This is a genomic window from Streptomyces sp. AJS327 (genome assembly GCF_013450295.1).
GTDB lineage: Bacteria > Actinomycetota > Actinomycetes > Streptomycetales > Streptomycetaceae > Streptomyces.
In genome coordinates, this window is the sequence record NZ_SKBR01000001.1 from 1,532,808 (window position 1) to 1,557,500 (window position 24,693).

The 24,693-nt window shown below is 72.6% G+C and carries 24 protein-coding genes (1 of these 24 cut by a window edge); 16 read left to right on the top strand and 8 right to left on the bottom strand.

What is annotated here, in order from left to right; genetic code table 11:
• Positions 1 to 6 precede the first annotated feature (6 nt).
• Together E0L36_RS06190 and E0L36_RS06195 are read right to left on the bottom strand one after the other, a co-directional pair.
• Positions 7 to 1,422, bottom strand: coding sequence for a metallopeptidase TldD-related protein (locus E0L36_RS06190; RefSeq protein WP_180927810.1), 1,416 nt, complete (start codon positions 1,420 to 1,422; stop codon positions 7 to 9).
• A gap of 208 nt (positions 1,423 to 1,630) precedes the next feature.
• Positions 1,631 to 3,250, bottom strand: coding sequence for a TldD/PmbA family protein (locus E0L36_RS06195; protein ID WP_180927811.1), 1,620 nt, complete (start codon positions 3,248 to 3,250; stop codon positions 1,631 to 1,633).
• 313 nt (positions 3,251 to 3,563) lie between these two features.
• On the opposite strand from E0L36_RS06195, the gene fabG reads away from it, so the two are divergent.
• The gene (fabG, locus tag E0L36_RS06200) at positions 3,564 to 4,268 is read left to right on the top strand and encodes a 3-oxoacyl-[acyl-carrier-protein] reductase (protein ID WP_180927812.1); all 705 of its coding nucleotides are present in this window, start codon (positions 3,564 to 3,566) and stop codon (positions 4,266 to 4,268) included.
• Positions 4,269 to 4,270: 2 nt separating this feature from the next.
• Positions 4,271 to 5,071: an enoyl-ACP reductase FabI gene (gene fabI, locus E0L36_RS06205; RefSeq protein ID WP_180927813.1), complete on the top strand. Its 801-nt coding sequence runs from the start codon at positions 4,271 to 4,273 to the stop codon at positions 5,069 to 5,071.
• A 140-nt stretch (positions 5,072 to 5,211) separates the two neighbouring features.
• On the opposite strand, the gene E0L36_RS06210 is transcribed toward fabI, so the two are convergent.
• Complete coding sequence (locus tag E0L36_RS06210; protein ID WP_180927814.1) at positions 5,212 to 5,901, bottom strand: FadR/GntR family transcriptional regulator; 690 nt, start codon at positions 5,899 to 5,901, stop codon at positions 5,212 to 5,214.
• Between the two features lie 480 nt (positions 5,902 to 6,381).
• On the opposite strand from E0L36_RS06210, the gene E0L36_RS06215 reads away from it, so the two are divergent.
• From E0L36_RS06215 to E0L36_RS06225, 4 genes are all read left to right on the top strand, one after another.
• The gene (locus E0L36_RS06215) at positions 6,382 to 7,827 is read left to right on the top strand and encodes a CynX/NimT family MFS transporter (RefSeq protein WP_374705491.1); all 1,446 of its coding nucleotides are present in this window, start codon (positions 6,382 to 6,384) and stop codon (positions 7,825 to 7,827) included.
• A gap of 17 nt (positions 7,828 to 7,844) precedes the next feature.
• Positions 7,845 to 7,961, top strand: a complete 117-nt coding sequence (locus E0L36_RS27450) for an SGM_5486 family transporter-associated protein (RefSeq protein WP_258015915.1) — start codon at positions 7,845 to 7,847, stop codon at positions 7,959 to 7,961.
• A gap of 356 nt (positions 7,962 to 8,317) precedes the next feature.
• A complete protein-coding gene (locus E0L36_RS06220) occupies positions 8,318 to 8,584 on the top strand; it encodes a hypothetical protein (protein WP_180927816.1) in 267 nt (88 codons plus the stop codon).
• 119 nt (positions 8,585 to 8,703) lie between these two features.
• Positions 8,704 to 9,219, top strand: coding sequence for a histidine phosphatase family protein (locus E0L36_RS06225; RefSeq protein WP_180927817.1), 516 nt, complete (start codon positions 8,704 to 8,706; stop codon positions 9,217 to 9,219).
• Between the two features lie 123 nt (positions 9,220 to 9,342).
• Here the strand turns inward: E0L36_RS06225 and serB are convergent, their stop codons facing one another.
• Positions 9,343 to 10,626, bottom strand: a complete 1,284-nt coding sequence (gene serB / locus E0L36_RS06230; RefSeq protein ID WP_180927818.1) for a phosphoserine phosphatase SerB — start codon at positions 10,624 to 10,626, stop codon at positions 9,343 to 9,345.
• Positions 10,627 to 11,468: 842 nt separating this feature from the next.
• Here serB and E0L36_RS06235 point away from each other — a divergent pair.
• The 5 genes from E0L36_RS06235 to E0L36_RS06255 all read left to right on the top strand — a co-directional run bounded on the left by E0L36_RS06235 (position 11,469) and on the right by E0L36_RS06255 (position 17,400).
• Entirely contained in the window at positions 11,469 to 14,114 is a 2,646-nt protein-coding gene (locus E0L36_RS06235; protein ID WP_180927819.1) for an FHA domain-containing protein, read from the top strand.
• Positions 14,115 to 14,312: 198 nt separating this feature from the next.
• Entirely contained in the window at positions 14,313 to 14,966 is a 654-nt protein-coding gene (locus E0L36_RS06240) for a GNAT family N-acetyltransferase (protein WP_180927820.1), read from the top strand.
• 250 nt (positions 14,967 to 15,216) lie between these two features.
• The gene (locus E0L36_RS06245; protein ID WP_180927821.1) at positions 15,217 to 16,374 is read left to right on the top strand and encodes a GAF domain-containing sensor histidine kinase; all 1,158 of its coding nucleotides are present in this window, start codon (positions 15,217 to 15,219) and stop codon (positions 16,372 to 16,374) included.
• Positions 16,367 to 17,008, top strand: a complete 642-nt coding sequence (locus tag E0L36_RS06250; protein ID WP_180927822.1) for a response regulator transcription factor — start codon at positions 16,367 to 16,369, stop codon at positions 17,006 to 17,008. Before E0L36_RS06245 ends, E0L36_RS06250 begins: the two co-directional genes overlap by 8 nt.
• A gap of 149 nt (positions 17,009 to 17,157) precedes the next feature.
• A complete protein-coding gene (locus E0L36_RS06255; protein WP_180927823.1) occupies positions 17,158 to 17,400 on the top strand; it encodes a chaplin in 243 nt (80 codons plus the stop codon).
• 165 nt (positions 17,401 to 17,565) lie between these two features.
• Here the strand turns inward: E0L36_RS06255 and E0L36_RS06260 are convergent, their stop codons facing one another.
• Complete coding sequence (locus tag E0L36_RS06260; RefSeq protein ID WP_180927824.1) at positions 17,566 to 18,435, bottom strand: hypothetical protein; 870 nt, start codon at positions 18,433 to 18,435, stop codon at positions 17,566 to 17,568.
• Between the two features lie 105 nt (positions 18,436 to 18,540).
• On the opposite strand from E0L36_RS06260, the gene E0L36_RS06265 reads away from it, so the two are divergent.
• The 4 genes from E0L36_RS06265 (at position 18,541) to E0L36_RS06280 (ending at position 21,788) form a co-directional block, all read left to right on the top strand.
• On the top strand, positions 18,541 to 19,332 hold the full coding sequence (locus E0L36_RS06265) for an ABC transporter ATP-binding protein (RefSeq protein ID WP_180927825.1): 792 nt from the start codon (positions 18,541 to 18,543) through the stop codon (positions 19,330 to 19,332).
• A 21-nt stretch (positions 19,333 to 19,353) separates the two neighbouring features.
• Positions 19,354 to 19,776 carry an NfeD family protein gene (locus tag E0L36_RS06270; RefSeq protein ID WP_180927826.1) on the top strand — a complete coding sequence of 141 codons (423 nt, stop codon included), beginning with the start codon at positions 19,354 to 19,356 and terminating at the stop codon, positions 19,774 to 19,776.
• Between the two features lie 54 nt (positions 19,777 to 19,830).
• Positions 19,831 to 20,784 carry an SPFH domain-containing protein gene (locus E0L36_RS06275; protein ID WP_180927827.1) on the top strand — a complete coding sequence of 318 codons (954 nt, stop codon included), beginning with the start codon at positions 19,831 to 19,833 and terminating at the stop codon, positions 20,782 to 20,784.
• 236 nt (positions 20,785 to 21,020) lie between these two features.
• Positions 21,021 to 21,788 (top strand): sulfite exporter TauE/SafE family protein, encoded by a 768-nt coding sequence (locus tag E0L36_RS06280; RefSeq protein WP_180927828.1) that lies wholly within the window; start codon positions 21,021 to 21,023, stop codon positions 21,786 to 21,788.
• Positions 21,789 to 21,927: 139 nt separating this feature from the next.
• Here the strand turns inward: E0L36_RS06280 and E0L36_RS06285 are convergent, their stop codons facing one another.
• Together E0L36_RS06285 and E0L36_RS06290 are read right to left on the bottom strand one after the other, a co-directional pair.
• Complete coding sequence (locus E0L36_RS06285) at positions 21,928 to 22,461, bottom strand: HNH endonuclease (RefSeq protein ID WP_180927829.1); 534 nt, start codon at positions 22,459 to 22,461, stop codon at positions 21,928 to 21,930.
• A 286-nt stretch (positions 22,462 to 22,747) separates the two neighbouring features.
• Positions 22,748 to 23,287: a YbhB/YbcL family Raf kinase inhibitor-like protein gene (locus tag E0L36_RS06290; RefSeq protein WP_180927830.1), complete on the bottom strand. Its 540-nt coding sequence runs from the start codon at positions 23,285 to 23,287 to the stop codon at positions 22,748 to 22,750.
• A gap of 130 nt (positions 23,288 to 23,417) precedes the next feature.
• On the opposite strand from E0L36_RS06290, the gene E0L36_RS06295 reads away from it, so the two are divergent.
• A complete protein-coding gene (locus tag E0L36_RS06295) occupies positions 23,418 to 23,849 on the top strand; it encodes a barstar family protein (RefSeq protein ID WP_180927831.1) in 432 nt (143 codons plus the stop codon).
• Between the two features lie 220 nt (positions 23,850 to 24,069).
• Here the strand turns inward: E0L36_RS06295 and E0L36_RS06300 are convergent, their stop codons facing one another.
• Positions 24,070 to 24,693: the 3' portion of a sporulation protein gene (locus E0L36_RS06300; RefSeq protein ID WP_180927832.1), read on the bottom strand. Its footprint extends 159 nt past the window's final position; the window shows 624 of its 783 coding nt (coding positions 160–783); its start codon lies beyond the right edge, outside the window — the gene reads right to left on this strand; its stop codon occupies positions 24,070 to 24,072.

Below are 24,693 nucleotides of genomic sequence, written 5' to 3' on the forward strand. Positions count from 1 at the left end.
CACCGCTCAGACGCCTTGGCTGACCGAACTCATGTTGAAGTCCGGGACGCGGAGCGGCGGCATCGCGGCGCGAGTGAACCAGTCCGACCACTCGCGGGGCAGCGTCCGCTCGGTACGTCCGGCCTCGGTGGCCCGGCCGAGCAGGTCCACCGGCGACTCGTTGAAGCGGAAGTTGTTCACCGCCCCGCGCACCTCACCCCCCTCGACGAGGTAGACGCCGTCCCGGGTCAGGCCGGTGAGCAGCAGCGTCGCCGGGTCGACCTCGCGGATGTACCAGAGGCAGGTCAGCAGCAGACAGGGGCCGTCCCGGCCGGAGTCGGCCACCATCTCCTCCAGACTCCGTGGGCCCCCGCCCTCCAGCAGCAGGTTGTCCGGCGCCCCCGCCGCCGGGAGGCCCGTCAGCCCGGCGCTGTGCCGGGTGGCGGGCAGTGTGGTCAGCGTGCCCTCCCGGATCCAGTCGGTCGCGGTGAGCGGCAGGCCGTTGTCGAACACCGAGCTGGTGTCTCCCGAGGCGTGCGCCAGCACGAAGGGCACCGACTCCAGACCGGGGGCGTGCGGATCGCTGCGCAGGGTCAGCGGCAGCCGCCCCAGCCGCTCGCCGACGCGGGTGCCGCCACCGGCCTTGCTGAAGACGGTCCGGCCCTCCGCCGCGTCCCGCGCGCCGGACGACCAGAGCTGGTAGATCAGCAGGTCGGCCACGGCCGTGGGCGGCAGCAGCGTCTCGTACCGTCCGGCGGGCAGCTGGACGCTCCGCTCCGCCCAGCCGAGCCGCCGCGCGAGTTCCGCGTCCAGCTCGGAGGGGCGCACGTCGCTGAAGTCGCGGGTGGCGCGCCCGGCCCAGGCGGACCGGGTGTGGTCGGTGGACTTGGCGTTCATCTCCAGCGAGCCGGTGGGCTGGTCGTGCCGCAGCCGCAGCCCCGTCGAGCTGCCGAGGTAGCTGGAGACCAGCTCGTGCGAGGCGAAGCCGTACAGCTCCCGGCCCGCGGCGCGGGCCCGCGCGAAGCACTCGCCCAGCTCCGGCGCGAACTCGGCGAAGACCGCGTGCGAGGTCTCCGCGGGTGGCTCGGTGAAGTCGGCGGCCGGTGGCCCGCCCTCGACCAGCGGTTGGGCGTCCTCCGCCGGTTCGGAGGCGCGCACGGCCTCCTCCGCCGCCCGCACGAGGCCCTCCAGCTCCCCGGGGGTGGCGCCGGAGCGGGAGACCACCCCGGAGGCGGCGCCCTCGGCGCCGTCCACGGTGGCGATCACCGTCACCTCCCGGCCCCGGGTGACGCCGTTGGTGGTCAGCGCGTTGCCCGCCCAGCGCAGGTTGGCCGAGGAGGTCTCCGCCGCGATGACCACGCAGCCGTCGGTCCGGGACAGCTCCAGGGCCCGCTCGACCACCTCGTGCGGTGTGCTGACGGAAGCGCTCGCCGCGCTGCTCATCCTGCCTCCCTCGTGACGTGCCCGCCGGTGCGGGGCGGTGTGGGGCTGGTCGTGCCGCCGTGCCGTGCGTCGTGCCGCGCGCCGTACGGCACGGCGCGGTCCGCTCCCCGCGCGGGACGTCCGGACGGGGGGCCGGTGCGCCGGTCCGCCCCGGCCACCGGGGAGCGTGGACGCCGCTCCCGGCCGGTGGTGGATACTGCCGCCGTGCTCATGAACGGCCCGCCTCCCGTGCGGTGTTGAGGACGCTGACACCACGGAAGCGGGCGGCGGGACAGCCGTGTGAGACGGCGGCCACCTGCCCCGGCTGTGCCTTGCCGCAGTTGAAGGCGCCGCCCAGCACGTAGGTGCCCGGGCCGCCCACCGCGTCCATCGAGCCCCAGAACTCGGGGGTGATGCCCTGGTAGGCCACGTCGCGGAGCTGGCCGCGGAGCTGGCCGCCACGGATCTCGTACGCCCGCTGCTGGGTGAACTGGAAGTTGTACCGCTGCATGTCGATGGACCAGGAGCGGTCCCCGACCAGGTAGATCCCCCGGTCCACCCCGCTGATCAGTTCCTCGGTCCCCGGTCCGCCGGGTGCCGGGGCCAGCGAGACGTTGGCCATGCGCTGGAGCGGGACGTGGGCGGGGGAGTCGGCGTGGGCGCAGCCGTTGGAGCGGCCCATCCCGGTCAGCCGCGCGATGCGCCGGTCGAGCTGGTAGCCGACCAGGACGCCCTCCCGCACCAGGTCCCAGGACTGGGCGCGCACCCCCTCGTCGTCGTATCCGATGGTCGCCAGGCCGTGCTCGGCGGTCCGGTCACCGGTGACGTTCATCAGCGGCGAGCCGTAGCGCAGGGTGCCCAGCTGGTCCGGGGTGGCGAAGGAGGTGCCCGCGTAGGCCGCCTCGTAGCCCAGCGCCCGGTCGAGTTCGGTGGCGTGGCCGACCGACTCGTGGATGGTCAGCCACAGGTTGGACGGGTCGATCACCAGGTCGTGGACGCCGGGGTCGACCGAGGGGGCGCGCAGCTTCTCGGCCAGCAGCCCGGGGATCCGCGCCAGCTCGTCGTCCCAGTCCCAGCCGGTGCCCAGCAGGTACTCCCAGCCGCGCCCGACCGGCGGGGCGAGGGTGCGCATCGACTCGAACTCACCGCCGTCGGTCACCGCGACGGCGGTCAACTGGGGCTGGAGCCGGACGCGTTGCTGGGTGGTGACGGTCCCGGCGGTGTCCGCGTAGAACTTGTTCTCCTGGACGGTGAGCAGTGAGGCGTCGGTGTGCGAGACGCCCTCCGCGCCCAGCAGCCGGGCACTCCACTCGGCGAGCAGCGCGGTCTTCTCCGCCTCGGGCACCTCGAACGGGTTGATGTCATAGGCGGACACCCAGGTGCGCTCGCCGTGCACCGGCTCGTCGGCCAGCTCCACGGCGTCGGCCGCCCCGGCACCCGATCCGGCGGCCAGCACCCGCGCGGACAACTCGGCCATCGCGACCGCCTGTTCGGCCACCAGCACGGCGGCCTCCGGGGTGCCGTCGACGCCGGAGGCGAAGCCCCAGGCACCCCGGTGCACCACACGGACCGCGTAGCCGGTGCGGGTGGTGTCCGCCGAACCGGCCGGTCTCGCGTCCCGGAGCCGCCAGCCCGCCGCGCGCACCCGCTCGAACCGGAAGTCCGCGTGGGTGACGCCGAGCGCGCGGGCCCGCCCGAGCGCCGCGTCGGCCAGCTGACGCAGGGGGAGGGCGAGGAAGGTCTCGTCGAGGGGCTGCCGTCCGGCGCCCCGGCCGGGGGAGCCAGCCGGCGGCGAGCCGGGGGGACCGACGTGGGGACCGCCGGGGGGATCACCGGGGGAGTGGGGCATGGAGCCTCCTGTCCGTCGCGGGGCGGCCGCCGGGGGACGGCCGTCAGGGAATCATCCCGTTCCGCGCCCCTGATGTCCCGACCATCTGTAGACATCCCACAGCGCTTCGGCTGCCCCCCTGTCGTCGCCCGATTCCGCGTGCTCACACCGCATTCGATAGCTTTCTCACGGACAGCGTTCCGGGCGGCGCCGTGTGAGCGGCGCGGCGGAGCCGGGCGGACCGGCCCCCGGGTGCCGCGTCGGCGGCGCACCCCGGTGCTGTGCCCCACATCCGCCGCGTCCGCGCGGAGAACTCAGAAAGGGTGGTCCCACCTTGAGCCGCTCGGTACTCGTCACCGGAGGCAACCGCGGTATCGGCCTGGCCATAGCGCACGCCTTCGCGGAGGCGGGCGACAACGTCGCCGTCACCTACCGCTCCGGCGACCCGCCCGCGGGCTTCCTCGCCGTCAAGTGCGACATCACGGACGCGGAGCAGGTCGAGCAGGCGTTCAAGGAGATCGAGGAGAAGCAGGGCCCGGTCGAGGTGCTGATCGCCAACGCCGGCGTCAACCGCGACCAGTTGCTGCTGCGGATGTCCGAGGAGGACTTCACCTCGGTACTGGAGACCAACCTGACCGGAACCTTCCGGATGGTAAAGCGCGCCTCCCGGCAGATGCTGCGGGCCCGCAAGGGCCGGATCGTGCTGCTCTCCTCGGTGGTCGGGCTGCTGGGCTCCGCCGGGCAGGCCAACTACGCGGCCTCCAAGGCCGGTCTCGTCGGGTTCGCGCGCTCCCTGGCGCGGGAGCTGGGCTCGCGCGGCATCACCTGCAACGTCGTGGCCCCCGGCTTCGTCGACACCGACATGACCCGCGCGCTCAACGACGAGCAGCGCTCGGGAATCCTCCAGCAGGTGCCGCTGGGGCGGTACGCGGAGCCCGAGGAGGTCGCCGCCACCGTCCGCTTCCTCTCCTCCGAGGAGGCCGCGTACATCACCGGAGCCGTCATTCCCGTCGACGGCGGATTGGGCATGGGTCACTGAACATGAGCGGACTTCTCGCGGGCAAGCGCATCCTCGTCACGGGGGTGCTCACCGACGCCTCGATCGCCTTCCACGCCGCGAAACTCGCCCAGGAGGAGGGCGCCGAGGTCATCCTCACCGGGTTCGGTCGGCTCTCGCTGGTCCAGCGGATCGCCCGGCGGCTGCCCAAGGAGGCGCCGGTGATCGAGCTGGACGTGCAGAACCGGGAGCACCTGGACACCCTCGCGGAGCGGGTGGCCGAGCACCTCGGTGAGGGCGTGCCGCTGGACGGCCTGGTGCACTCCATCGCCTTCGCCCCGCAGGACGCGCTGGGCGGCAACTTCCTCCAGACCGAGTGGGAGTCGGTGTCGACGGCCTTCGAGGTCTCCGCCTACTCCCTCAAGTCGGTCACCATGGCGCTGCTGCCGCTGCTGGCCCCGGAGGACGGCTCGGTGGAGGGGCGCGGTGCCTCGGTCGTCGGGCTGGACTTCGACGCCCAGGTCGCCTGGCCGAAGTACGACTGGATGGGCGTGGCCAAGGCGGCGCTCGAATCCACCTCGCGCTACCTCGCGCGGGACCTCGGCCACCAGAACATCCGCTGCAACCTGATCGCGGCCGGTCCGCTCAAGTCCATGGCGGCCAAGTCCATCCCCGGGTTCGAGCAGCTGGCCGACGTCTGGGACGCCCGCGCCCCGATCGGCTGGGAGCTCACCGACCCCGAACCGGCCGGGCGTGGCATCGTCGCCCTGCTCTCGGACTGGTTCCCGAAGACCACCGGCGAGATCGTGCACGTGGACGGCGGCGTCCACATGATGGGCGCCTGAGCGCTCCCACCCGGATCACCCGAGGTCCCGGCCCGTCACCCCCGGGCCGGGACCTCGCGCGTGCCCGCCCCGCGTCTCCCCGGCCGGGGCGCGCTCCCGTGGCGTGGACGACTCCGGCCCGTGGCGTGGACGACTCCGGTTCAGCCTCCGGTGGCGAGCCGGGCGCCGCAGCCCCACTGCGCGGAGTAGGAGCGCGCCTCGTCCGCCGCGGTCTCGGCGTCCCCGGCGCGGATGGCCTCGACCAGCCGCGCGTGGTCCATGTGCTCCTCCGGCGCCAGCTCCTCGCCGACGTCGTGCCGGAGGAAGGCCCGCATCACGTCGCCCAAGTCGGCGTAGACGGCGGTGAGCACCTCGTTGTGCGAGGCCGCGACGATGCCGAGGTGCAGACCGGCGTCGGCCTCGACGAAGCGCCCCGCGTCCCCCGACTCCCAGGCGGCCTCCCGCCGTTCGAGCAGCGCGTCGAGCTGACGCAGGTCCCGGTCGGTGCGGCGCAGCGCCGCCAGCCGGGCGGCCGAGGTCTCCAGCGCCGCCCGTAGCTCCCCCACGTGCCCGGGGTCGGCCTCCGCGAACCGGCGGTGCATCACCCCGGCCAGCTCGCTCGTGGCGACGACGTAGGTACCCGACCCCTGCCGGATGTCGAGCAGCCCGTTGTGCGCGAGCGCGCGGACCGCCTCGCGCACCGTGTTCCGGGCCACCCCGAGCTGCCGCACGAGGTCCGGTTCGGTCGGGATGCGGGACCCGACCGGCCACTCACCGGAGGTGATCTGCGCGCGAAGGGCCGCGATCACCTGGTCGGCGAGCGCGGAGCGGTTCGGTGCGGACAGGGGCATGACTCTCCCGGTATGTGGAGGGCGTGAGGGACGTGGGCGGAGTGACGGACACGGCCGCTGGCCGTATGTCCCGCGCGGCGCGCGGCTCCCCCGATCCGGACCGCGCGGCGTGCGGTCCCGCTCGGCGGCCGGGTGCGACGGCACGACGGTTGACGCGGTGCGGCCGATGGCCGCGGGCCGCCGCCGGACGGGGAGTCGCCGGACGGGCTGCCGCCGGTGCCGCGTCGCTCGCTGGAGGCGAGGGGCTGGGGACCCGGCCCGGCCGGGCACGTCCGATTCTGGCCCGTGCTGGTCGGTGCTGGTTGGTGCCGATCGCGATCGGTCGGGTCTGGGTCGGGTCTGGTCGGACGGGACCGGCGCGGAGCCGCGTCCCTGGCCGTGGCGCCCGGGGCTCCGGCTGACGGCGCCGCCGGACCGCCGCCGAGGGCGCCCCGGAATCATGGTGGCCCAGATTCATCCCATGATTCTATGATGGCCGCTATGGTCATGGCAGAGGACGATCTCGACAAGCGCGCCCCCGGTACCGGGGCCGTGCCCCCCGCGCCCCGGACGACTCCGTCCGGGGCCGTTTCGCGCTGGGGACCGCGCCTCGTCGTGATCGGGCTGGTGCTGGCCGCGCTCAACCTGCGTCCCGCCATCTCCGGCCTCGGGCCGCTGCTCGCGGAGGTGCGGGACGGCCTTGGCATGAACGGCACCGTCGCCGGGCTGCTCACCTCCGTACCGCCGCTCTGCTTCGCGGTCTTCGGGCCGCTGGCCCCGCGACTCGCCCGCCGCTGGGGCCCGGCCGCCGTGGTCCTCGCCGGAATGGCCGCGATCACCCTCGGCCTGGCGCTGCGCCCCCTCGCGAACGGCACGGTCACCTTCCTGGCCGCCAGCGCGCTCGCCCTCGCGGGGATCGCGGTGGGCAACGTGCTGATGCCGGTGGTCGTCAAGCGCTGGTTCCCGGACCGCGTCGGGGCGATGACCGGGCTCTACTCCATGGCGCTGGCGGTCGGCACCTCGCTCGCCGCCGCGGTCACCGTGCCCATGACCCAGGCGCTGGGCGGGAGTTGGCGGGTCGGGCTGGCGACCTGGGCGTTCCTCGCCCTCGGCGCGCTGGTCCCGTGGGCCGCCATCCTCGGCGGCCGGGCGGGCCGGGCGCCCGCCCCGGACGGCGGACGGGACCGCGCCGGGGAGACGGAGGGACGGACGGCGGGGGAGTCACCGGCCGCCGTGCTGGGAAGCCGCCCGGACGCCGCCAACGCGGCCGGGCGCGCGACCACTTCGGACGACCCCCGGTCCGGGCCCGCCGCCGATCCGCGCGCGGGCGCCCCAGAGGGGAGCGAGGCGGGCGCCGCCGGGGCCGGGGTGCGGATCGCCCGGTCGCCCACCGCCTGGGCGCTCGGGGTGTTCTTCGGACTCCAGGCGTCCGCGGCCTACATCACGATGGGCTGGCTCCCGCAGATCTTCCGGGACGCGGGCGTACCGGCCTCCTCGGCGGGACTGATGCTCGCGGTGACGATGGGGACCGGCATACCGCTCTCCTTCGTCCTGCCGAAGGTGGCCGTCCGCATGCGCCACCAGGGCCCCCTGGTGATCGCCCTCTCCACGTGCGGACTCGCCAGCTACGCCGGACTGTGGTTCGCGCCGGGGGCCGGGTCCTGGCTCTGGGCGATCCTGCTCGGCGTCTCCAACTGCACCTTCCCGCTCGTCCTCACCCTGATCGGGATGCGGGCCCGCACCGCCGACGGCGTCGTCAAGCTCTCCGCCTTCGCGCAGAGCACCGGGTACCTCATCTCCGTCCCCGGGCCGCTGCTCGTCGGGGCGCTGCACGACGCGAGCGGCGGCTGGCGGGTCCCCCTGGTGCTGATGACGGGGCTGATGCTGACGCAGATGGCCGTCGGCGTGCTCGCGGGCCGGGACCGGGTCGTGGAGGACGACGGCTGAGTGCGACACTGACGGGCATGCCAGTCCTTGAGCCCCATCCGCCCAACCCGCGGAAGAAACTGCTGCTCGTCTTCGGCGCCATGATCGGCGTGACCGTGGTCATCGGGATCATCGCGAGTATCGCGGCCCCCTGACCCACTCCGCGCCCCGGCCACCCGGCCGCGACCGGTCCGTCCCTCCCGCACCCGTGGCGGTCGCCGACGGCCGCGCGGCGCGTACCGCGTCCCGGGCGACGGCCCCCGCCGTGACCATGCGTGACCCGGTCTGATCAGCTCTGCCCGGTCCCGTTTCGATCGAGCGTCACCCCTCGCCGGCTCCTCCTCGGCCCCTGGTACGGGACCGCTCGCGTGGGCCCGGGGGTGGGGGTGGCCCCACCGTCCCCTAGGGGGCTGGGCTCAGGGGGAACTGGGTGGGTCACCGGATGGGAGCGCGCCCCCGCGCTCCGTAGCGTCAGCCGGGACGGTTCCGGACAACCCCACGGAGGCCCCGTATGACGGCCCGCCCGCTCCCCGGCAGTACCCGCCCCGACGGCGACCGCGGCGGATCGCGCCCGGGCCCGGCCTCCGCGGGCCAGGCGTGCGCCGCCGCCCAGACGCGCCTTCCGTGGTGGGCCGTTGCCCTTCCGGCGATCGCCTTCGCCACCCTGCTTCTGCTGCTGACCAGTGGCGGGGAGGCCGGTGCGGCGGAGTGGCGGGACTCCGGCGCCCAGTCCCCGCTGGAGCTGTTCGAGCTGGTGTGGCGCGTGGTCGCCGGGTGAGTGCCGGTCGCGTGCTCGCGCGGTGCGCGCCGGGTCGCGCGCGCCCGAACCCCTGACGGAGCTGTCGAGCGCACCAACACCCCGGGCCCGGCGGATCGTTTCGTGCGAAGCTGGGACGCATGAGCGTCGATGTCTCCCGCACCCTCGTCTTCCTCCGGCACGCCAAGGCCGACTGGCCCCAGGTGCCGGACCACGAACGCCCCCTCGCGGAGCGAGGCCGCAAGGACGCCCCGGTCGCCGGTGAGTGGCTCGCCGCCCAGGGGATCGATCCCCAGCTGGCGCTCTGCTCCACCGCCGCCCGCACCCGGGAGACCTGGAAGCTGGCCGCGCCCAAGCTGCCCCGGCGCCCCCGCACGGTGTACGAGGAGCGGCTGTACGACGCCCCGGCCGGACAGGTCATCGAGGTGCTCAACGACCTCCCGGACGAGGTCCGGGAGGTGCTGGTGATCGGGCACAACCCGGGCATGCAGAACGTCTCCGAGGTGCTGTCCGGCAGCGCGGACGAGGAGGCGGGAGCGCGGATGGCGCTGGGCTTCCCCACCTCGGCGGTGGCGGTGGTCAGCTACACCGGCGCCTGGAAGTCGCTCGGCCCGGGCGCGGGAGCCCTCACCACCTTCTGGACGCCGCACGCCTGACGGCCGCCGCCTGTCCGCCCACGCCGACGGCCCCCGGCGTCGAGTGCCGGGGGCCGTCGGCGCGTCCACGCGGGCCCGAGTGGACGCCGGTGCTGGCGGTCGCGGATCGCGGGCGGTCGAGGGCTACCGGGTGGAGGGCTCGGGGTGCCCCGTGGCCGGGGCCTCGCCGTACTCGGCGAGCACACCGTCCGCGTCGTCCGCCGCCTCCACCTCGTCCCGGGTGATCCCCAGCAGGTACAGCACGGTGTCCAGGAACGGGACGTTGACGGCGGTGTGCGCGGCCTTCCGGACCACCGGCTTGGCGTTGAAGGCCACCCCGAGTCCGGCCGCGTTCAGCATGTCCAGGTCGTTGGCGCCGTCGCCGATCGCGACCGTCTGCCCCAGGGGAACCCCGGCCTCGGTGGCGAACCGGCGCAGCAGCCGGGCCTTGCCCTCCCGGTCCACGATCTCGCCCGTGACCCGGCCGGTCAGCTTGCCGTCCACCACCTCCAGCGTGTTGGCGGAGGCGAAGTCCAGCCCCAGCTCCTCCTGGAGGGCGTCCGTGACCTGGGTGAACCCGCCGGAGACGACGCCCACCTGGTAGCCGAGGCGCTTGAGGGTGCGCACCAGGGTGCGTGCCCCGGGGGTGAGCCGCACGTCGGCCCGCACCTTCTCGACCACCGAGACGTCCAGTCCGGCCAGCAGGGCGACCCGGGCGTGCAGCGACTCCGCGAAGTCCAGTTCGCCGCGCATCGCGCGGGTGGTGACCGCGGCGACCTCCTCCTCGCAGCCCGCGTAGGCGGCGAAGAGTTCGATCACCTCGTCCTGGATCAGGGTGGAGTCGACGTCCATCACGACCAGGCGCTGCGCGCGGCGCTGGAGCCCCGAGGCGACGACGGCGATGTCCACGCCGTACCGTGCGGCCTCCATGGCGAGCGCGGTGCGCAGCTCCGCCGTCTCGGTACCGGAGACGTCGAACTCCACGGCGAGTACGGGGTACTTCGCGAGCCGGAAGATCCGGTCGATGTTCCCGCCGGTCGCCGTGATGCTGGCCGCTATGGCGGCGGTCGAGTCGGCGGTCAGCGGCTGTCCGAGGACGGTGACGTGTGAGCGGCCCATGCCGCGGGGGTGGTTGTCCCCCACGCCGGAGATGATCTCCGCTTCGAGCCGCATCGACTCGGCCCAGTTGTGCACCGTCGCCCGCAGCTCACCCTCGGTGGCCAACCCCGCGTCCGGAGCGGTGACCAGGGCACACAGCGTTATACGGCCGCGGGTGACGAGCTGCTCGATGTCGACGACCTCCACACCGTAGGCCGCGAGCGTGTCGAAGAGCCCGGCGGTGATACCGGGCCGGTCCTTGCCGAAGATCTTGACCAGGAGAGTCGGGGTGTCCGCGTACGAAGGGGGGAGAGCCATCGAAGTGGTCATGGTGATTTCACAGTAGCCGTTGCGGGGCGTGCGGATCGTTCAGGGGGCGTACTGAGGGCCAGGTCACAGCTTCGCGCCCGCCCCGGCCCCGCCGTGCGCCGCTGGTTCGCGGCCGTACCCGCCGGCGGCTACGCCGCTGGGGTGAGGCACGGCCGGGGGAGGACGGCCCCGCGCTGACCGGGACTGGTGCCGGCACCAGGGCGGGGGCGGGACCGGGTGACCCCGGGGAGAGCGCGAGACCACCTCTCCGGCGCCGAGGGCTGCCGGGGGCGGTCGAGGGCGTTCGGGGGCGTTCGGGGGTACGGAGAGCGGGTGGGGGCGACGGACGCGCGGAGGGTCGGGTGACCGTGGGGGCGGTGGGGGACAGGTCGTCGCGCCGGGCGCGTGCCCTTCCGTTATCGAAACGAGAGGTGGCACGGGTTTTCCGGCGGCCTGACGCGGAAGAGCAGTCGGGACGCCGTTCCTGTCCGTGTCCGGCCGTCCGTGCCGGTGGCCGGAACGGGGAGGGTCCAGGGGGAGGCGGTGAAGATCGCGCATGGGTGCGGCGCGAGCCGCCCTCCGTATCCGTCGATGGGCCCTTTGTCGGTCACCGCCCGGGCGGGATCCGGGATATCGGGGATGGATCCGCTTTCCTGGCGCTGCGGGGGTACTTCACCGGATTTCCGGTGGACTGCGGCTGTCTGCTGGGTTTTCCCCCGCCGTCGCGGTGCCGGGAACAGTGGCTTCCACGAGGGGTGGCTTTCTGTCCCGCCCTTGAGCCTGGAATAGTTCCCCACGATGTTCACCATCCCTAGACTCCCAACGCAGGGAGTAGCTCGGGGGACAACTTTGTGGGGCATGGAGTGCCGGAACTCGTACTGGAATTGAATGGACAAACCTGGGCGCTAGACCCGTCCAGGACGTACAGCCTGGGTCGTGACCCCCAGGGAGACCTGGTGCTGGACGACGCCAGGGTCTCCTGGCGGCACGCCACGATCCTGTGGGGCGGGCGCGGTTGGGTCATCGAGGACCACGGCAGCACCAACGGCACGTACGTGGGGGGCCAGCGGGTCCAGCAGCTGGAACTGGGCCCCGGCACCAGCATCAACCTGGGCAACGCCACCGACGGCCCGCTGCTCACCTTCTCCGGCTCCGGCGCGCAGGCCCAGGTGGGCGCCGCGCAGGGCGCCGACGCGTACGGCGGGCAGGCCGCGCCGCAGGCGCCGCCGCGGCAACAGCCCGGTGGTGACCCGGGCTGGGGACAGCAGCCCGGCTGGCAGCAGCCGCCGCAGGGCCAGCCCCAGCACCCGCACCAGCCGCAGCAGGGCCAGCAGCCCCCGCCGCAGCAGCAGTTCGCTCCGCACCAGGCCCCGCCCCAGCAGGTACCGCAGCAGGCGGCGTCCCAGCAGATGCCGTACCAGGGTCCGCCCCAGCAGATGCCCCCGCAGCACGGGGCGCCGCAGATGCCGCAGCAGCAGGCCGGTGACATGCCCTCCACGGGGGACCGTGGTCCGACGAGCTTCTACCAGTTCTCGCTGGGCCGGGTGATGCGCATCGGCCGTGCGCTGGAGAACGAGCTGGTCGTCTCGGACCTTCAGGTCTCCCGGCACCACGCGGAGTTCCACGCCTCGCCCGACGGCCGTTTCGAGATCCGCGACCTCGGCAGCCACAACGGCACGTACGTCAACGGTCAGCCGCTCCCCAAGTCCGGCAGCGCCGTCATCACGCCGCACGACACCGTCGGTGTCGGCCACTCCACCTTCCGGCTCGTGGGAGACCGGCTGGAGGAGTTCGTCGACACCGGTGAGGTCTCCTTCTCCGCCCGCCACCTGACGGTGAAGGTGGACAACGGGAAGGTGATCCTCAACAACGTCACCTTCGGGGTCCCGGAGAAGTCCCTGATCGGGGTCATCGGCCCCTCGGGCTCCGGCAAGTCCACGCTGCTGCGCGCGCTGACCGGTTACCGGCCAGCCGATGTGGGCGAGGTGCTGTACGACAACCGGAACCTGTACAAGCACTTCGCCGAGCTGCGGCAGCGTATCGGCCTGGTTCCGCAGGACGACATCCTGCACAAGGAGCTGAAGGTCCGCACCGCCCTCCGCTTCGCCGCCCGCCTCCGCTTCCCCGGAGACGTCGCGGAGGCCGAGCGGAACGCGCGGGTCGAGGAGGTGCTGGCCGAGCTCAAGCTCGACATCCACGCCGACAAGAAGGTCACCTCGCTCTCCGGCGGTCAGCGCAAGCGGGTCTCGGTCGCCCTGGAGCTGCTGACCAAGCCCTCGCTGATCTTCCTGGACGAGCCGACCTCCGGCCTCGACCCGGGCATGGACCGCGACGTGATGCAGCTGCTGCGCGGCCTCGCCGACGACGGCCGTACGGTGCTGGTCGTCACCCACTCGGTGGCCGAACTCGGGCTCTGCGACAAGCTGCTGGTGATGGCGCCGGGTGGAGGTGTCGCCTACTTCGGCCCGCCGGAGGAGGCGCTCAACTTCTTCGGCTACGACACCTGGGCCGACGTCTTCTCCGCCTTCGAGAACTACCGCGACTACGACTGGATGGCGCGCTGGCAGGGTTCCCAGCACTACCAGCTGTACGCGGCGGACCTCGACTCGGTCGCGCCGCAGGCGCAGGCGGTGCAGGCGCCACCCGCCCGGACGCAGAAACCGCAGAGCTGGGGATCCCAGCTGGGGACCCTGATACGGCGCTACATCTCGGTGATCGCCTCGGACAAGGGCTTCCTGGCCCTCACGGTGGTGCTGCCACTGATCCTCGGCGGCGTGAGTACGGTGATCCCGTCCGACTACGGCCTCGCGCCCAACCCCAACAAGGGGATGTTCAACTCGGACGCGGGCACCATCATGCTGATCCTCGCGGTCGGGATGTGCTTCTCCGGCGCGGCCAACTCGGTACGAGAACTGATCAAGGAACGGGTCATCTACGAACGGGAACGGGCGACCGGCCTGTCCCGCTCCGCGTACCTGATGTCCAAGGTCATCGTGCTCGGCGTGGTCACCGCCTTCCAGGGCGTGCTGATCTGCGTGATCGGCCTCATGCCCCGCGAGTTGCCGGAGGAGGCCCTCTTCCTCCCGCCCGCCGTCGAGATCTGCCTGTCGATCATCGCGCTCGGCTTCACCTCGATGATGTTCGGCCTGATCATCTCCTCGCTGGTGAAGACCGCCGAGAAGACCATGCCGCTGCTGGTCATGTTCGCGATCGTCCAGGTCGTGTTCACCGGTGTGCTGTTCAAGATCTTCGGTTCTCTCGGGATCGAGCAGATCGCCTGGCTGATGCCCTCGCGCTGGGCCATCGCGGCCGCGGGCTCCTCGCTGGACCTCTCGCACACCATGCCACCCATGGACCGGGACAACCCGACCGATCTCGACCCGCTGTGGGAGCACGAGATGAGCACCTGGGTGCTCGACATGGGCGTGCTGCTGGCGCTCGGCGTCATCTGCGGCGTCGTCGTCGCCCGGCTCCTGCGGCGGCACGAGCCGGAGGTCATGCGGAAGTGACCGACCCGGCCGAGGGACCCCGACAGGCCCCCGGCCCAGCACCACACCGCGCGGCGGGCGGTGACCCCCGGAGGGTCACCGCCCGCCGCGCCGTTCCGACCGCCCACCCCGCTCGCTCATCGCACCCGCCAGCCGGGCGCCCGCGCCAGAACGACCCCGGTCGTCACCCGTGACCGGCGGAAACGCAGAATGTCGGGTATGCCGAACAAACCGAACACGGCGCGTGAGCCGAACGATTCGCGGACCGTCGCCCCGGCCACGCCGCGCGTGATCACCGCCGAGGACGCTTCCCCGGTCAGCCGCGTACTGGCCCGTGCCTTCACCGACGACCCGATGATCCGCTGGTTCTTCCCCGACGACGCCTCCCGCGAGACGGCGGTGGGCCGCTACTTCACCACGCTCCTCACCCGGCAGTACGCCCACCACGGGGTGTGCGAGCGCACCGACGCGGCGGCCGCCTTCTGGGTACCCCCGGAGGGCAGGGAGAAGGCCGTGCCCGACGCGGAGACCGTCCGGGAGCTGGAGGAGATCCTCGGGGACCGCGCCGCGCTGTTCCGCGCCGCCGTCGAGGGCGCCGGGGAGGAGGCCCCCACCGAGGACTCCTGGTACCTCGCCGTGATCGGGACCGACCCGGCCGCCCGCGGCCAGGGTCACGGAGCCGCCCTGCTGCGCTCCGGACTGGCCCAGGCTGACGCGGCCGGCCTGCCCGCCCACCTGGAGTCCTCCTCGGCCAACAACCTTCCCTTCTACGAGCACTTCGGCTTCACCGTGACCGGCGAGGCGCGACTGCCCGGTGGCGGGCCCGTGGTGTGGTCGATGCGGCGTCCGCCCCGCCCCGCGAACGGCGTCTGAGCGGACACCGGACGGGACGTCCCGGCTCCTCACCCGCACTGACCGCCCACGTCGGTACCCGAACCCTCCGCACGCGGGCGGCGCGGCGGCCAGCGCCGCCCGACCCGCGCCCGTACCCGTCGGCCCCGCCACGGGCCCGGCCGTACCGCGAGGTGAGGAGGCCGCCCGGTGCGCGTCCTAGGTCCCCGGTCCCCCGCTCCCCGGCCCAGCGGCCGATACCGGGATCCGATCACACCGGTACCGTGGCGGCATGGGAAGTCCGGAGAGTCACCCGGGGATCGCGGCGGTCAGCGCGGCGCTGCTGGCGATGAACCGCCAGCTGGCGGTCCGGGACGTCCTCCAGACCATCGTCGCCTCCGCCCGTACGGTGGTCGACGCCGAGTACGCCGCCCTGGGCGTCCCGGACGACCACGGCGGCTTCGCCCAGTTCGTGGTGGACGGCGTCAGCGAGGAGCAGTGGAAGGCGATCGGTCCGCTGCCGCGCCAGCACGGCATCCTCGCCGCGATGCTGCACGACGCCACCCCGCAGCGCCTCGCCGACGTCCGGCAGGACCCCCGCTTCCAGGGCTGGCCCGAAGCCCACCCGGAGATGGCCGACTTCCTCGGGACCCCCATCGCCGACGACGGCGAGGTGCTCGGCGCGCTGTTCCTGGCCAACAAACGCCGCCCGCCCGGCCAGCCCGCCACCGACGGCTGCGGCTTCACCAGCGAGGACGAGCAACTCCTGCGGCTGCTGGCCCAGCACGCGGCCATCGCGCTCACCAACGCCCGGCTCTACGAGCGCAGCCGGGAGCTGACCATCGCCGAGGAACGAGCCCGAATCGGCCACGAACTGCACGACGCCGTCGCCCAGAAGCTCTTCTCCCTGCGCCTCACCGCCCAGGCGGCCACCAAGCTCGTCGACCGCGATCCCCGGCGCGCCAAGCACGAACTGCGCGAGATCGCCCGGCTGTCCGCCGAGGCCGCCGACGAACTCCGCGCCGCCGTCGTCGAACTGCGCCCCGCGGCCCTGGACGACGACGGTCTGGTGGCCACGCTCAGCGCCCAGGCCCAGGTGCTCGACCGCGCGCACTCGGCCCGGGTCACTTTCTCGGCCGCCGGTATCCGGGCCCTCCCGGCGGCCCAGGAGGAGGCGCTGCTGCGCGTGGCGCAGGAGGCGATGCACAACGCGCTGCGGCACGCCGAGGCGTCCCGCCTGGCGGTCACGCTCGTCCGCACCGAGAACGGCAACCGGCTCCGGATCGCCGACGACGGCCGGGGCTTCGACCCCTCCACCGTCCGCCGAGCCGGACGCCACCTGGGTCTGGCGTCGATGCGGGACCGGGCCGCCGGAGTCGGCGGCAGGCTGACGATCCAGTCGGTGCCCGGCGAGGGCACCACGATCGACATGGAGGTGCCCGGTGGCTGAACCCATCCGCGTGGTGCTCGTCGACGACCACCAGGTCGTCCGGCGCGGACTGCGCACGTTCCTGGAGATCCAGGACGACATCGTGGTGGTCGGGGAGGCGGCGGACGGTGAGGAGGGCGTCGCCCGGACCGACGAACTGCGGCCCGACGTCGTCCTGATGGACGTGAAGATGCCCGGCGTCGACGGCATCGAGGCGCTCCGCCGACTGCGCGAACGGGGCAACGAGGCCCGCGTCCTGGTCGTCACGAGCTTCACCGAGCGCCGCACCGTCGTGCCCGCGCTCCGGGCCGGCGCGGCGGGGTACGTCTACAAGGACGTCGATCCGGAGGCGCTGGCCGGGGCGATCCGCTCCGTACACGCCGGACACGTCCTGCTCCAGCCCGAGGTCGCCGGGGCGCTGCTGAGCGACGAGGAGAGCGAGGGTTCGACGGCCCGCGCCGACCAACTCACCGACCGGGAACGGGAGGTGCTGGGCCTGATAGCGGACGGCCGCTCGAATCGGGAGATCGCCCGGGCCCTGGTGCTCTCGGAGAAGACCGTCAAGACCCATGTGTCGAACATCCTGATGAAGCTCGACCTCGCCGACCGGACCCAGGCGGCGCTCTGGGCCGTCCGCCACGGGCTGACCACCTGATTCCCCACCGGTTCCCGGTTCCGCCGACCGGACACCGGTTCATACTGTCGTGTGAGGTGGGGGCGCATGGCGCACCCTGACGGCGCGTGACCCGTTCTCCAGTGTGCGTCGCGGCGGTTGGCCGCGGCGAGTCGTGAGGAGGGTCGAACATGAGGAACATGCACAGAGCGGTAGCGGTGACCATGGCCGCGGGCGGTCTGGTGGCCGCCGGAGCCGGTGCCGCCGCCGCCTCGTCCGGTGCCGAAGGGGTTTCCAAGGGCTCCCCGGGCGTGATCTCGGGCAACACGGCTCAGATCCCGGTGCATGTGCCGGTCAACCTGGTGGGTAACTCGGTCAACGTGATCGGTGTGCTCAACCCGGCCATCGGGAACTCCGGCGCCAACCTCGGCTGAGTCCTGGCGCTCCCAGCGAACGGCCCCCCATCGGGGGGCCGTTCCGCTGTCCGCGCCCCGACGGGAACGCTCCGGGCCCGTCGTGGCCGGGGCCCCGCACCGCCGTGCCCGTCGCCCTCGCCGTCTTCCCGGTTCCCGCCCGACTCGCCTTTGCCGCCCGGCCGTTCAGCGCCCGGCGTCCCGCTCCCGCTCCTCCGCGTACGCGTTGTACGCGGCCACCTGCGCCCGGCGCGCGGTCCGTTCGACCGGCCGCAACAGGGCGGAGCGGGTGGCGATCTCGGAGGCGCTGACGGCTCCGCCGTACGCCCGTCCGTCCCCGCCGTCCCCCTGCGCGATCGACACCAGCGCGCCCACCCGCTGCGCCAGCTCCAGCACCCGCACCGCACGCGGTGGATAGCCCGGCGCCAGCACCTCCCGCCCCGCCTCGGCCCGGGCGCGGTACGCCTCCAGCGCGGCGTCCGCCACGGGGCCCGAACCGGCCACGTCGAGGCGGGTCAGCGCCTCGGTGGCGGACCTCATCGCCTCGGCGAGCTCCCGTTCGGCCTCCGACAGCGTGGGCACGTCGGCCGGTGGCGCCACCCGGACGGGCAGGCACTCCCACACCACTTCGGTGTGCGTGTCGGCCGGACCGAAGCGCGGGTCCGCCAGCTGCCCCGGCTCGCCGCCGTCCGGTCCCGCCGAGTGGACCACCGGCACCAGCCCGATCCCGGCCTCCGGCGCCAGCACCGCCTCGCCCACCTCCAGCGCCCGCTCGTTGAACTCCGGTGGTCCGGTGAGCCCCAGGGGGTGACCGGCGGCGGGCAGCGCCACCCGCAGACCGCGCACCCCCAGCGCGCGCAGCCGCCCGAGCGCCAGCGTGAGCCCCACGGGAACCGGCTCCACTCCGGTCCGCCCCGCCGCGAGCGGGAGGTCGGTGACGCGGTGTGTGACGTCCTCGCCGGTGATCGAGGCCGCCGCGGCGTCCGGCGAGACCGCTCCGGCGAGCAGTGCGTTTCCCCAGGCGGCCAGCCGCCCTGAACGAGGTTCCCTGAGCATGCACCCAGCCTAGAGAACCGGTGATTCGCGTGGTGGCGTAGGTTTTACCCGGGGAGTGTGCCCACAGGCGCAGACAACACGACAGGTTGAGGAGACAGGGCGCTCATGAGCGAAGTACTGGAGCTGGGGGACGTATCCGTGGTCCGCGAGGGCCGTGCTCTGGTGGACGATGTCTCATGGTCGGTGAAGGAGGGGGAGCGCTGGGCCATCCTCGGTCCCAACGGCGCGGGCAAGACCACGCTGCTGAACCTCGCTTCCAGCTACCTGTTCCCGACGTCCGGCGAGGTGACGATCCTCGGTGAACGCCTCGGCCGCGTCGACGTGTTCGAGCTGCGCCCCCGGATCGGCATGGCCGGCGTGGCCATGGCCGACAAACTGCCCCGGGGCCAGTCCGTCCTGGAGACGGTACTCACCGCCGCCTACGGCATGACGGCGCACTGGCAGGAGGACTACGAGGCGGTGGACGAGGAGCGGGCCCGTGCCTTCCTCGACCGGCTCGGCATGAGCGAGTACCTGGGGCGCAAGTTCGGCACCCTCTCCGAGGGGGAGCGGAAGCGCACCCTGATCGCCCGCGCCATGATGAGCGACCCCGAACTGCTGCTGCTGGACGAGCCGGCCGCCGGACTCGACCTCGGCGGCCGGGAGGACCTGGTGCGCCGTCTCGGACGGCTGGCCCGCGACCCGTTCGCCCCGTCCATGATCATGGTCACCCACCACGTCGAAGAGATTCCGCCAGGTTTCACGCACGTCTTGATGATCAGACAGGGCCGCGTCCTCGCCGCCGGTCCCCTGGAGACCGAACTGACCTCGCGGAACCTCTCCCTCTGCTTCGGACTGCCGCTGGTACTGGAAGGCCGGGGCGACCGCTGGACGGCACAGGGCCTGCCGCTCGGCTGACACCGCGCCTACCATGGGGGCGTGGACGCATGGGTGTGGTGGCTCGTCGCCGCCGTAGGCTTGGGAATCCCGCTCGTGCTGACCGCGATGCCGGAGTTCGGCATGCTCGCGGTCGGTGGGGTGGCAGCGGCCATCGCGGCGGGACTTGGCGGTGGCCTGGTGATCCAGGTGGTGGTCTTCGCTGTCGTCTCCACGGCCCTGATCCTCGTGGTCAGACCGGTGGCGCGGCGGATGCGCACCGAGCGCCCCGAACTCAGCAGCGGCGTCGACGCGCTGAAGGGGCGTCGGGCCGTCGTGCTGGAGCGGGTGGACGGTCAGGGAGGCCGAATCAAGCTCGCGGGCGAGGTCTGGTCGGCCCGTTCACTCGATGTCGATGACACCTATGACGTGGGCAGTCAGGTGGACGTCGTGGAAATCGACGGAGCGACCGCCGTCGTGATGTGATGTGGGCCGACAATCGGATACGCATCGACTCCTACCGCAGTCAGGGGGCACGCGATGGATGCCATCATCATCGTCCTGATCATCCTGGTGGTGCTGGTCTTCATCGCACTCATCAAGACGATCCAGGTCATCCCGCAGGCGAGCGCCGCCATCGTGGAGCGCTTCGGGCGCTACACCCGCACACTCAACGCGGGCCTGAACATCGTCGTCCCCTTCATCGACACCGTGCGCAACCGTGTCGACCTGCGGGAACAGGTCGTCCCCTTCCCTCCGCAGCCGGTCATCACCCAGGACAACCTGGTCGTCAACATCGACACCGTCATCTACTACCAGGTGACGGACGCGCGGGCGGCCACCTACGAGGTCGCCAGCTACATCCAGGCGATCGAGCAGCTGACGGTCACCACGCTCCGGAACATCATCGGCGGCATGGACCTGGAGCGGACGCTGACCTCCCGTGAGGAGATCAACGCCGCGCTCCGTGGCGTGCTGGACGAGGCCACCGGCAAGTGGGGCATCCGGGTCAACCGCGTCGAGCTGAAGGCCATCGAACCGCCCACCTCCATCCAGGACTCGATGGAGAAGCAGATGCGCGCGGACCGCGACAAGCGCGCCGCGATCCTCCAGGCCGAGGGTGTCCGGCAGTCCGAGATCCTCACGGCCGAGGGTGAGAAGCAGTCCGCCATCCTCCGCGCCGAGGGTGAGGCGCGCTCCGCGGCGCTCCGCGCCGAGGGCGAGGCGCAGGCCATCCGGACGGTCTTCGAGTCGATCCACGCGGGCGACCCGGACCAGAAGCTCCTCTCCTACCAGTACCTCCAGATGCTCCCGAAGATCGCCGAGGGCGACGCCAACAAGCTCTGGATCGTGCCCAGCGAGATCGGCGACGCGCTCAAGGGCCTCGGTGGTGCCCTGGACACCTTCCGGCCGGGCGGCGGCAACGGCGGTTCCAGTGCCACCACCGCGCCCGCCCCGCCCACACCGCCCCGCGAGCAGCCGCCGATCGACTGAGCGCGCGACGTACGCCGGGGCGCCCGCCTCTCCGCCGAGCGGAGGCCGGGCGCCCCGGTGCGTGTGCGCCGCGCCGCGCGACAGCGGCGGCTCGCGAACTCCGCCTCTGTACGGCTCCCCACCCGGACGACCGTTCCTGATCGGTTCCGTCTGCTGGACTCCGGTATCCAAGCCGCTTCACGCTCATGCATGATCAGTGCCAGACGAACTGATCTGTGCACGACGAAGGGTGAGGCGTGACTCTCTGGGAAGCGCTGGGCGTGGGCCTGGCCGGTATCGGCGCGGGCACCATCAACACCATCGTCGGTTCCGGCACCCTGCTGACCTTCCCGGTCCTGCTCGCCATCGGCCTGCCACCGGTCACCGCCAACGTCTCCAACTCGCTCGGCATGGTCTCCGGCTCGATCAGCGGAGCCGTCGGATACCGGCGGGAGTTGCGCGGCCAGCGATCCCGGGTGCTCCGGCTCAGCGTCGTCACCTTCGTCGGATCGCTGGGCGGCGCCATCCTGCTGGTGACCCTGCCCTCCAGCGCCTTCGACGCCATCGTCCCCGTCCTGGTCGCGCTGGCCCTGGTGCTCGTCATCGTCCAGCCGCGACTGGCCCGCGCCCTCCAGGCCCGCCGGGAGCGCGACGGAACCGAGGCACCCCCGGACGGCGGCTTGACCCTCCGTTCCGGAATGCTGTTCGCCAGTGCCTACGGCGGTTACTTCGGAGCGGCCCAGGGCGTGATCTACCTGGCGCTGATGGGGCTGCTGCTCCCTGAGGACCTGCAACGCATCAACGCGGTCAAGAACGTGCTCGGCGCGGTCGCCAACGGAACGGCCGCCCTCTTCTTCCTCTTCGTCGCTGAGTTCCACTGGCAGGCGGTGCTGATCCTCGCGGTGGGGGCGGCCCTGGGGGGCCAGCTCGGCGCCCGGATCGGGCGCCGGCTGGCCCCCACGGTGCTGCGGATCGTCATCGTCGCGGTCGGCAGCGTGGCCATCGTGCAGCTCCTGCTGCGCTGAACAGCCCACCACGACCCCACCGGACTCCCGGCCGTTCACGGCACCGGACTCCCGGCCGTTCACGGCACCGGACTCCCGGCCGTTCACGGCCGGGTGAGCGACCCACCGGCAGCCGGTCGGGCCGCCCACCGACTCCCCGCTAGGCCGCGGCGGGCGCGGGCGAGGCCCCGCGCACACTGGCGGCCAGCCAGTCCGGCAACAGCTCGCTTCCGCGCGGCCCCAGCGCCAGCACCAGCGCGTCCGCCGGAGTCGGCTCGAACGGTCTGGTCAGCAGCCGCATCCCGGCCTGCTGCGGCGTGCGGTCGGCCTTCCGGTGGTTGTCCGACGCGCAGGCCGCCACCGTGTTCAGCCAGTCGTCCCGGCCACCCCGGGAGCGCGGCACGATGTGGTCCACCGTGGTCGCGCGGCGACCGCAGTACGCGCACCGGTGCTGGTCCCGCACCAGGACGCCGCGACGCGACCACGGCGCCCGTTGTCGGAACGGCACCTTCACGTATCTGCGCAGTCTGATCACCTGGGGTACCGGCAACTCCAGATGTGCGGCCCGGACCAGCAGACCGGGGTGGGACCGTTCCGCGACCGCCTTGTCCTGCATGATCAGCACCACCGCGCGGCGCAGCGACACCGTCGACAGCGGTTCGAAGCTCGCGTTGAGGACCAGCGTCTCCCGCATCCCGTCCACCTCCCCGTCCGTGCCCCGCCCGGGCGACGAGGTGGCTCCACTGTGCCGAGGCCCTCACCGGGGAACAACGCAATTTCCCGACGTGGCGGCTTCACCCCGTCCCCCGGCTCACCGCGCCAGCCCTTCGCGAGAGCCGACCCGAGGTCCGCCCGCCGCGCCCCGTGAGGCAACGCCACGAACCCCAGGACCCGCACACGCGAACCGCTGGACCCGCACACGCGAAGGGCCGGCACGCACATCGCGTACCGGCCCGGCAGCCCGGAGATCCGCCGTTCGCTCAGCCCTCGCCCGGCACCTCGTGCTCAGCGATCAGCTCACCACGCGCCAGCGTCCTGAACCGCAGGTTGAACCCGACGAAGGCCGGGGAGCCCTCGGCGTCCGGCCCCAGCTTCTCGCTGTCCACCGCGTGGACGGTGAACACGTAGCGGTGCGGACCGTCTCCGGGGGGCGGCGCGGCCCCGCCGAAGTCCCGGGTGCCGAAGTCGTTCCGGACGTGCACCGCGCCCTCGGGAAGTCCCTTCATGTCCCCCGTGCCCGCGCCCGTGGGCAGTTCGGTCACCGAAGCGGGAATGTCGAAGACGGACCAGTGCCAGAAACCGCTGCCCGTCGGCGCGTCCGGATCGAAACAGGTGACGGCGAAACTCCTGGTCTCCGGCGGGAAACCCTCCCAGCGCAGGTGCGGAGAGGTGTTCCCCTCCGAGTACAGCTGCGCGGAGTGCAGTCGGCCACCCGTGGGTACGTCATCGCTCGTCACCTCGAACGTCGGCACCCGGGGGTGGAAATCATGGGGAAGTGGGCGCCGCACCTGCTCGGACACGTCAGGACCTCCTCGTCGCGCGAATCGCTGTGACGGCCAGCCTAACGACCCTCAGCACCCCTGTTTGCCACCATGGCGGAGTGCTGTGACGACAGTGACCACGACGACACTTCATATCGGTGGTGCAATCATGACCAGCTCCGCGCAACTGCCCGAACTGCCCTATGGCGACCTGCCCGGCATTTTCGACGGCACGGTTCCGCCCGGTGTCTACCGGTGCGCCTCCGTCGGACCGGACGCGCTGATGCAGGCCGAGGCGGCGGGATGGGTCGGCACCGTCGTGGACCTGACGGGCGCGAGCAACAAGGCGGAGTTCATGGACCGCTGCGCCGCCGGACTCGAACTGCCCGGATACTTCGGACGGAACTGGGACGCGCTCGCCGACTGTCTCACCGACCTCTCCTGGTGGGGTGAGACCAACGGCTATCTGGTACTGGTCACCAGCTGGACGGAGTTCGCCGCCACCGACCCGGCGACGGCGGCCACCGCGGCCGAGACCCTCGCCGCCGCCACCGGCTACTGGGCCGTCCGGGACGCCCCGCTGACCGCGCTTCTCGCGTGAGCGCCTCCGGGTGTCTCGCCCGCCCCCCGCTTCCCGGTGAGTTCTCCCTCCCGGGAGGAGCCGCCCCGAGCCCCGGCCATGGCGTGGGAGTCCGCCGGGCGGCCCGCCCCGACGCCGGTAACCGGAAGCGGTCCGCGGGAACGCGCACCGAGACCGCGTACGAGTCGTACGCCGGGAGGGGCCGGAGACGGACCGGACCCCGGTCGTCTCCCTCAGCCGGTCACAGCCAGTTGCGCTTACCGCCGACCTCGGAGAGCCACTGGTTCAGGTAGGCCGTCCAGTCGGTCTGCGGGTAGTTGACCAGGTCCATCTGGAAGGCGCGGAACGAGTCTCCGCCGGAGGTGAACACACCCGGCTTCTTGTCCATCTCCAGGACGACGTCCATCTCCCGGCTGTCGGCCACGAAGGACAGTTCGACCTCCCGCAGTCCCCGGTACTGCTGTGGCGCGTGGAACTCGATCTCCTGGTAGAACGGCAGCGTCTGCCGGGTCCCCCTGATGTGGCCCTGCTCCAGGTCCGCGGCCTTGAAGCGGAATCCCAGCTCACCGAACGACTGGAGCAGTGCCTGCTGCGCCGGCAGCGGATGCACCGTCACCGGGTCCAGATCGGTGGTGTCCACCGCCCGGGCGATCGCCAGCTCGGTCGTCACTCCGATCTGCATCCCCGCGAGGTGCTGGCCGAGGAACGCGGTTATCGGCGTCTCCCACGGAACCTCAAGGCTGAACGGCACCACGTGCGCGGCGCCCTCGTGCAACTGGAACGCGCCCCCGAGCCGCAGCTGCCCGAAGTCGATGTTGCGTTTCGTCTCCCCGTCGTCCGTCTCCACCTCCACCTTCGCCTGGAG

Bases quoted from the DNA above. Each gene is read 5' to 3' on its own strand.
- E0L36_RS06190 (WP_180927810.1), bottom strand. From the start codon at position 1,422: ATGAGCAGCGCGGCGAGCGCTTCCGTCAGCACACCGCACGAGGTGGTC.
- E0L36_RS06195 (WP_180927811.1), bottom strand. From the start codon at position 3,250: ATGCCCCACTCCCCCGGTGATCCCCCCGGCGGTCCCCACGTCGGTCCC.
- fabI (WP_180927813.1), top strand. From the start codon at position 4,271: ATGAGCGGACTTCTCGCGGGCAAGCGCATCCTCGTCACGGGGGTGCTC.
- E0L36_RS06210 (WP_180927814.1), bottom strand. From the start codon at position 5,901: ATGCCCCTGTCCGCACCGAACCGCTCCGCGCTCGCCGACCAGGTGATC.
- E0L36_RS06215 (WP_374705491.1), top strand. From the start codon at position 6,382: ATGGTCATGGCAGAGGACGATCTCGACAAGCGCGCCCCCGGTACCGGG.
- E0L36_RS27450 (WP_258015915.1), top strand. From the start codon at position 7,845: ATGCCAGTCCTTGAGCCCCATCCGCCCAACCCGCGGAAGAAACTGCTG.
- E0L36_RS06220 (WP_180927816.1), top strand. From the start codon at position 8,318: ATGACGGCCCGCCCGCTCCCCGGCAGTACCCGCCCCGACGGCGACCGC.
- E0L36_RS06225 (WP_180927817.1), top strand. From the start codon at position 8,704: ATGAGCGTCGATGTCTCCCGCACCCTCGTCTTCCTCCGGCACGCCAAG.
- serB (WP_180927818.1), bottom strand. From the start codon at position 10,626: ATGACCACTTCGATGGCTCTCCCCCCTTCGTACGCGGACACCCCGACT.
- E0L36_RS06240 (WP_180927820.1), top strand. From the start codon at position 14,313: ATGCCGAACAAACCGAACACGGCGCGTGAGCCGAACGATTCGCGGACC.
- E0L36_RS06245 (WP_180927821.1), top strand. From the start codon at position 15,217: ATGGGAAGTCCGGAGAGTCACCCGGGGATCGCGGCGGTCAGCGCGGCG.
- E0L36_RS06255 (WP_180927823.1), top strand. From the start codon at position 17,158: ATGAGGAACATGCACAGAGCGGTAGCGGTGACCATGGCCGCGGGCGGT.
- E0L36_RS06260 (WP_180927824.1), bottom strand. From the start codon at position 18,435: ATGCTCAGGGAACCTCGTTCAGGGCGGCTGGCCGCCTGGGGAAACGCA.
- E0L36_RS06265 (WP_180927825.1), top strand. From the start codon at position 18,541: ATGAGCGAAGTACTGGAGCTGGGGGACGTATCCGTGGTCCGCGAGGGC.
- E0L36_RS06275 (WP_180927827.1), top strand. From the start codon at position 19,831: ATGGATGCCATCATCATCGTCCTGATCATCCTGGTGGTGCTGGTCTTC.
- E0L36_RS06285 (WP_180927829.1), bottom strand. From the start codon at position 22,461: ATGCGGGAGACGCTGGTCCTCAACGCGAGCTTCGAACCGCTGTCGACG.
- E0L36_RS06295 (WP_180927831.1), top strand. From the start codon at position 23,418: ATGACCAGCTCCGCGCAACTGCCCGAACTGCCCTATGGCGACCTGCCC.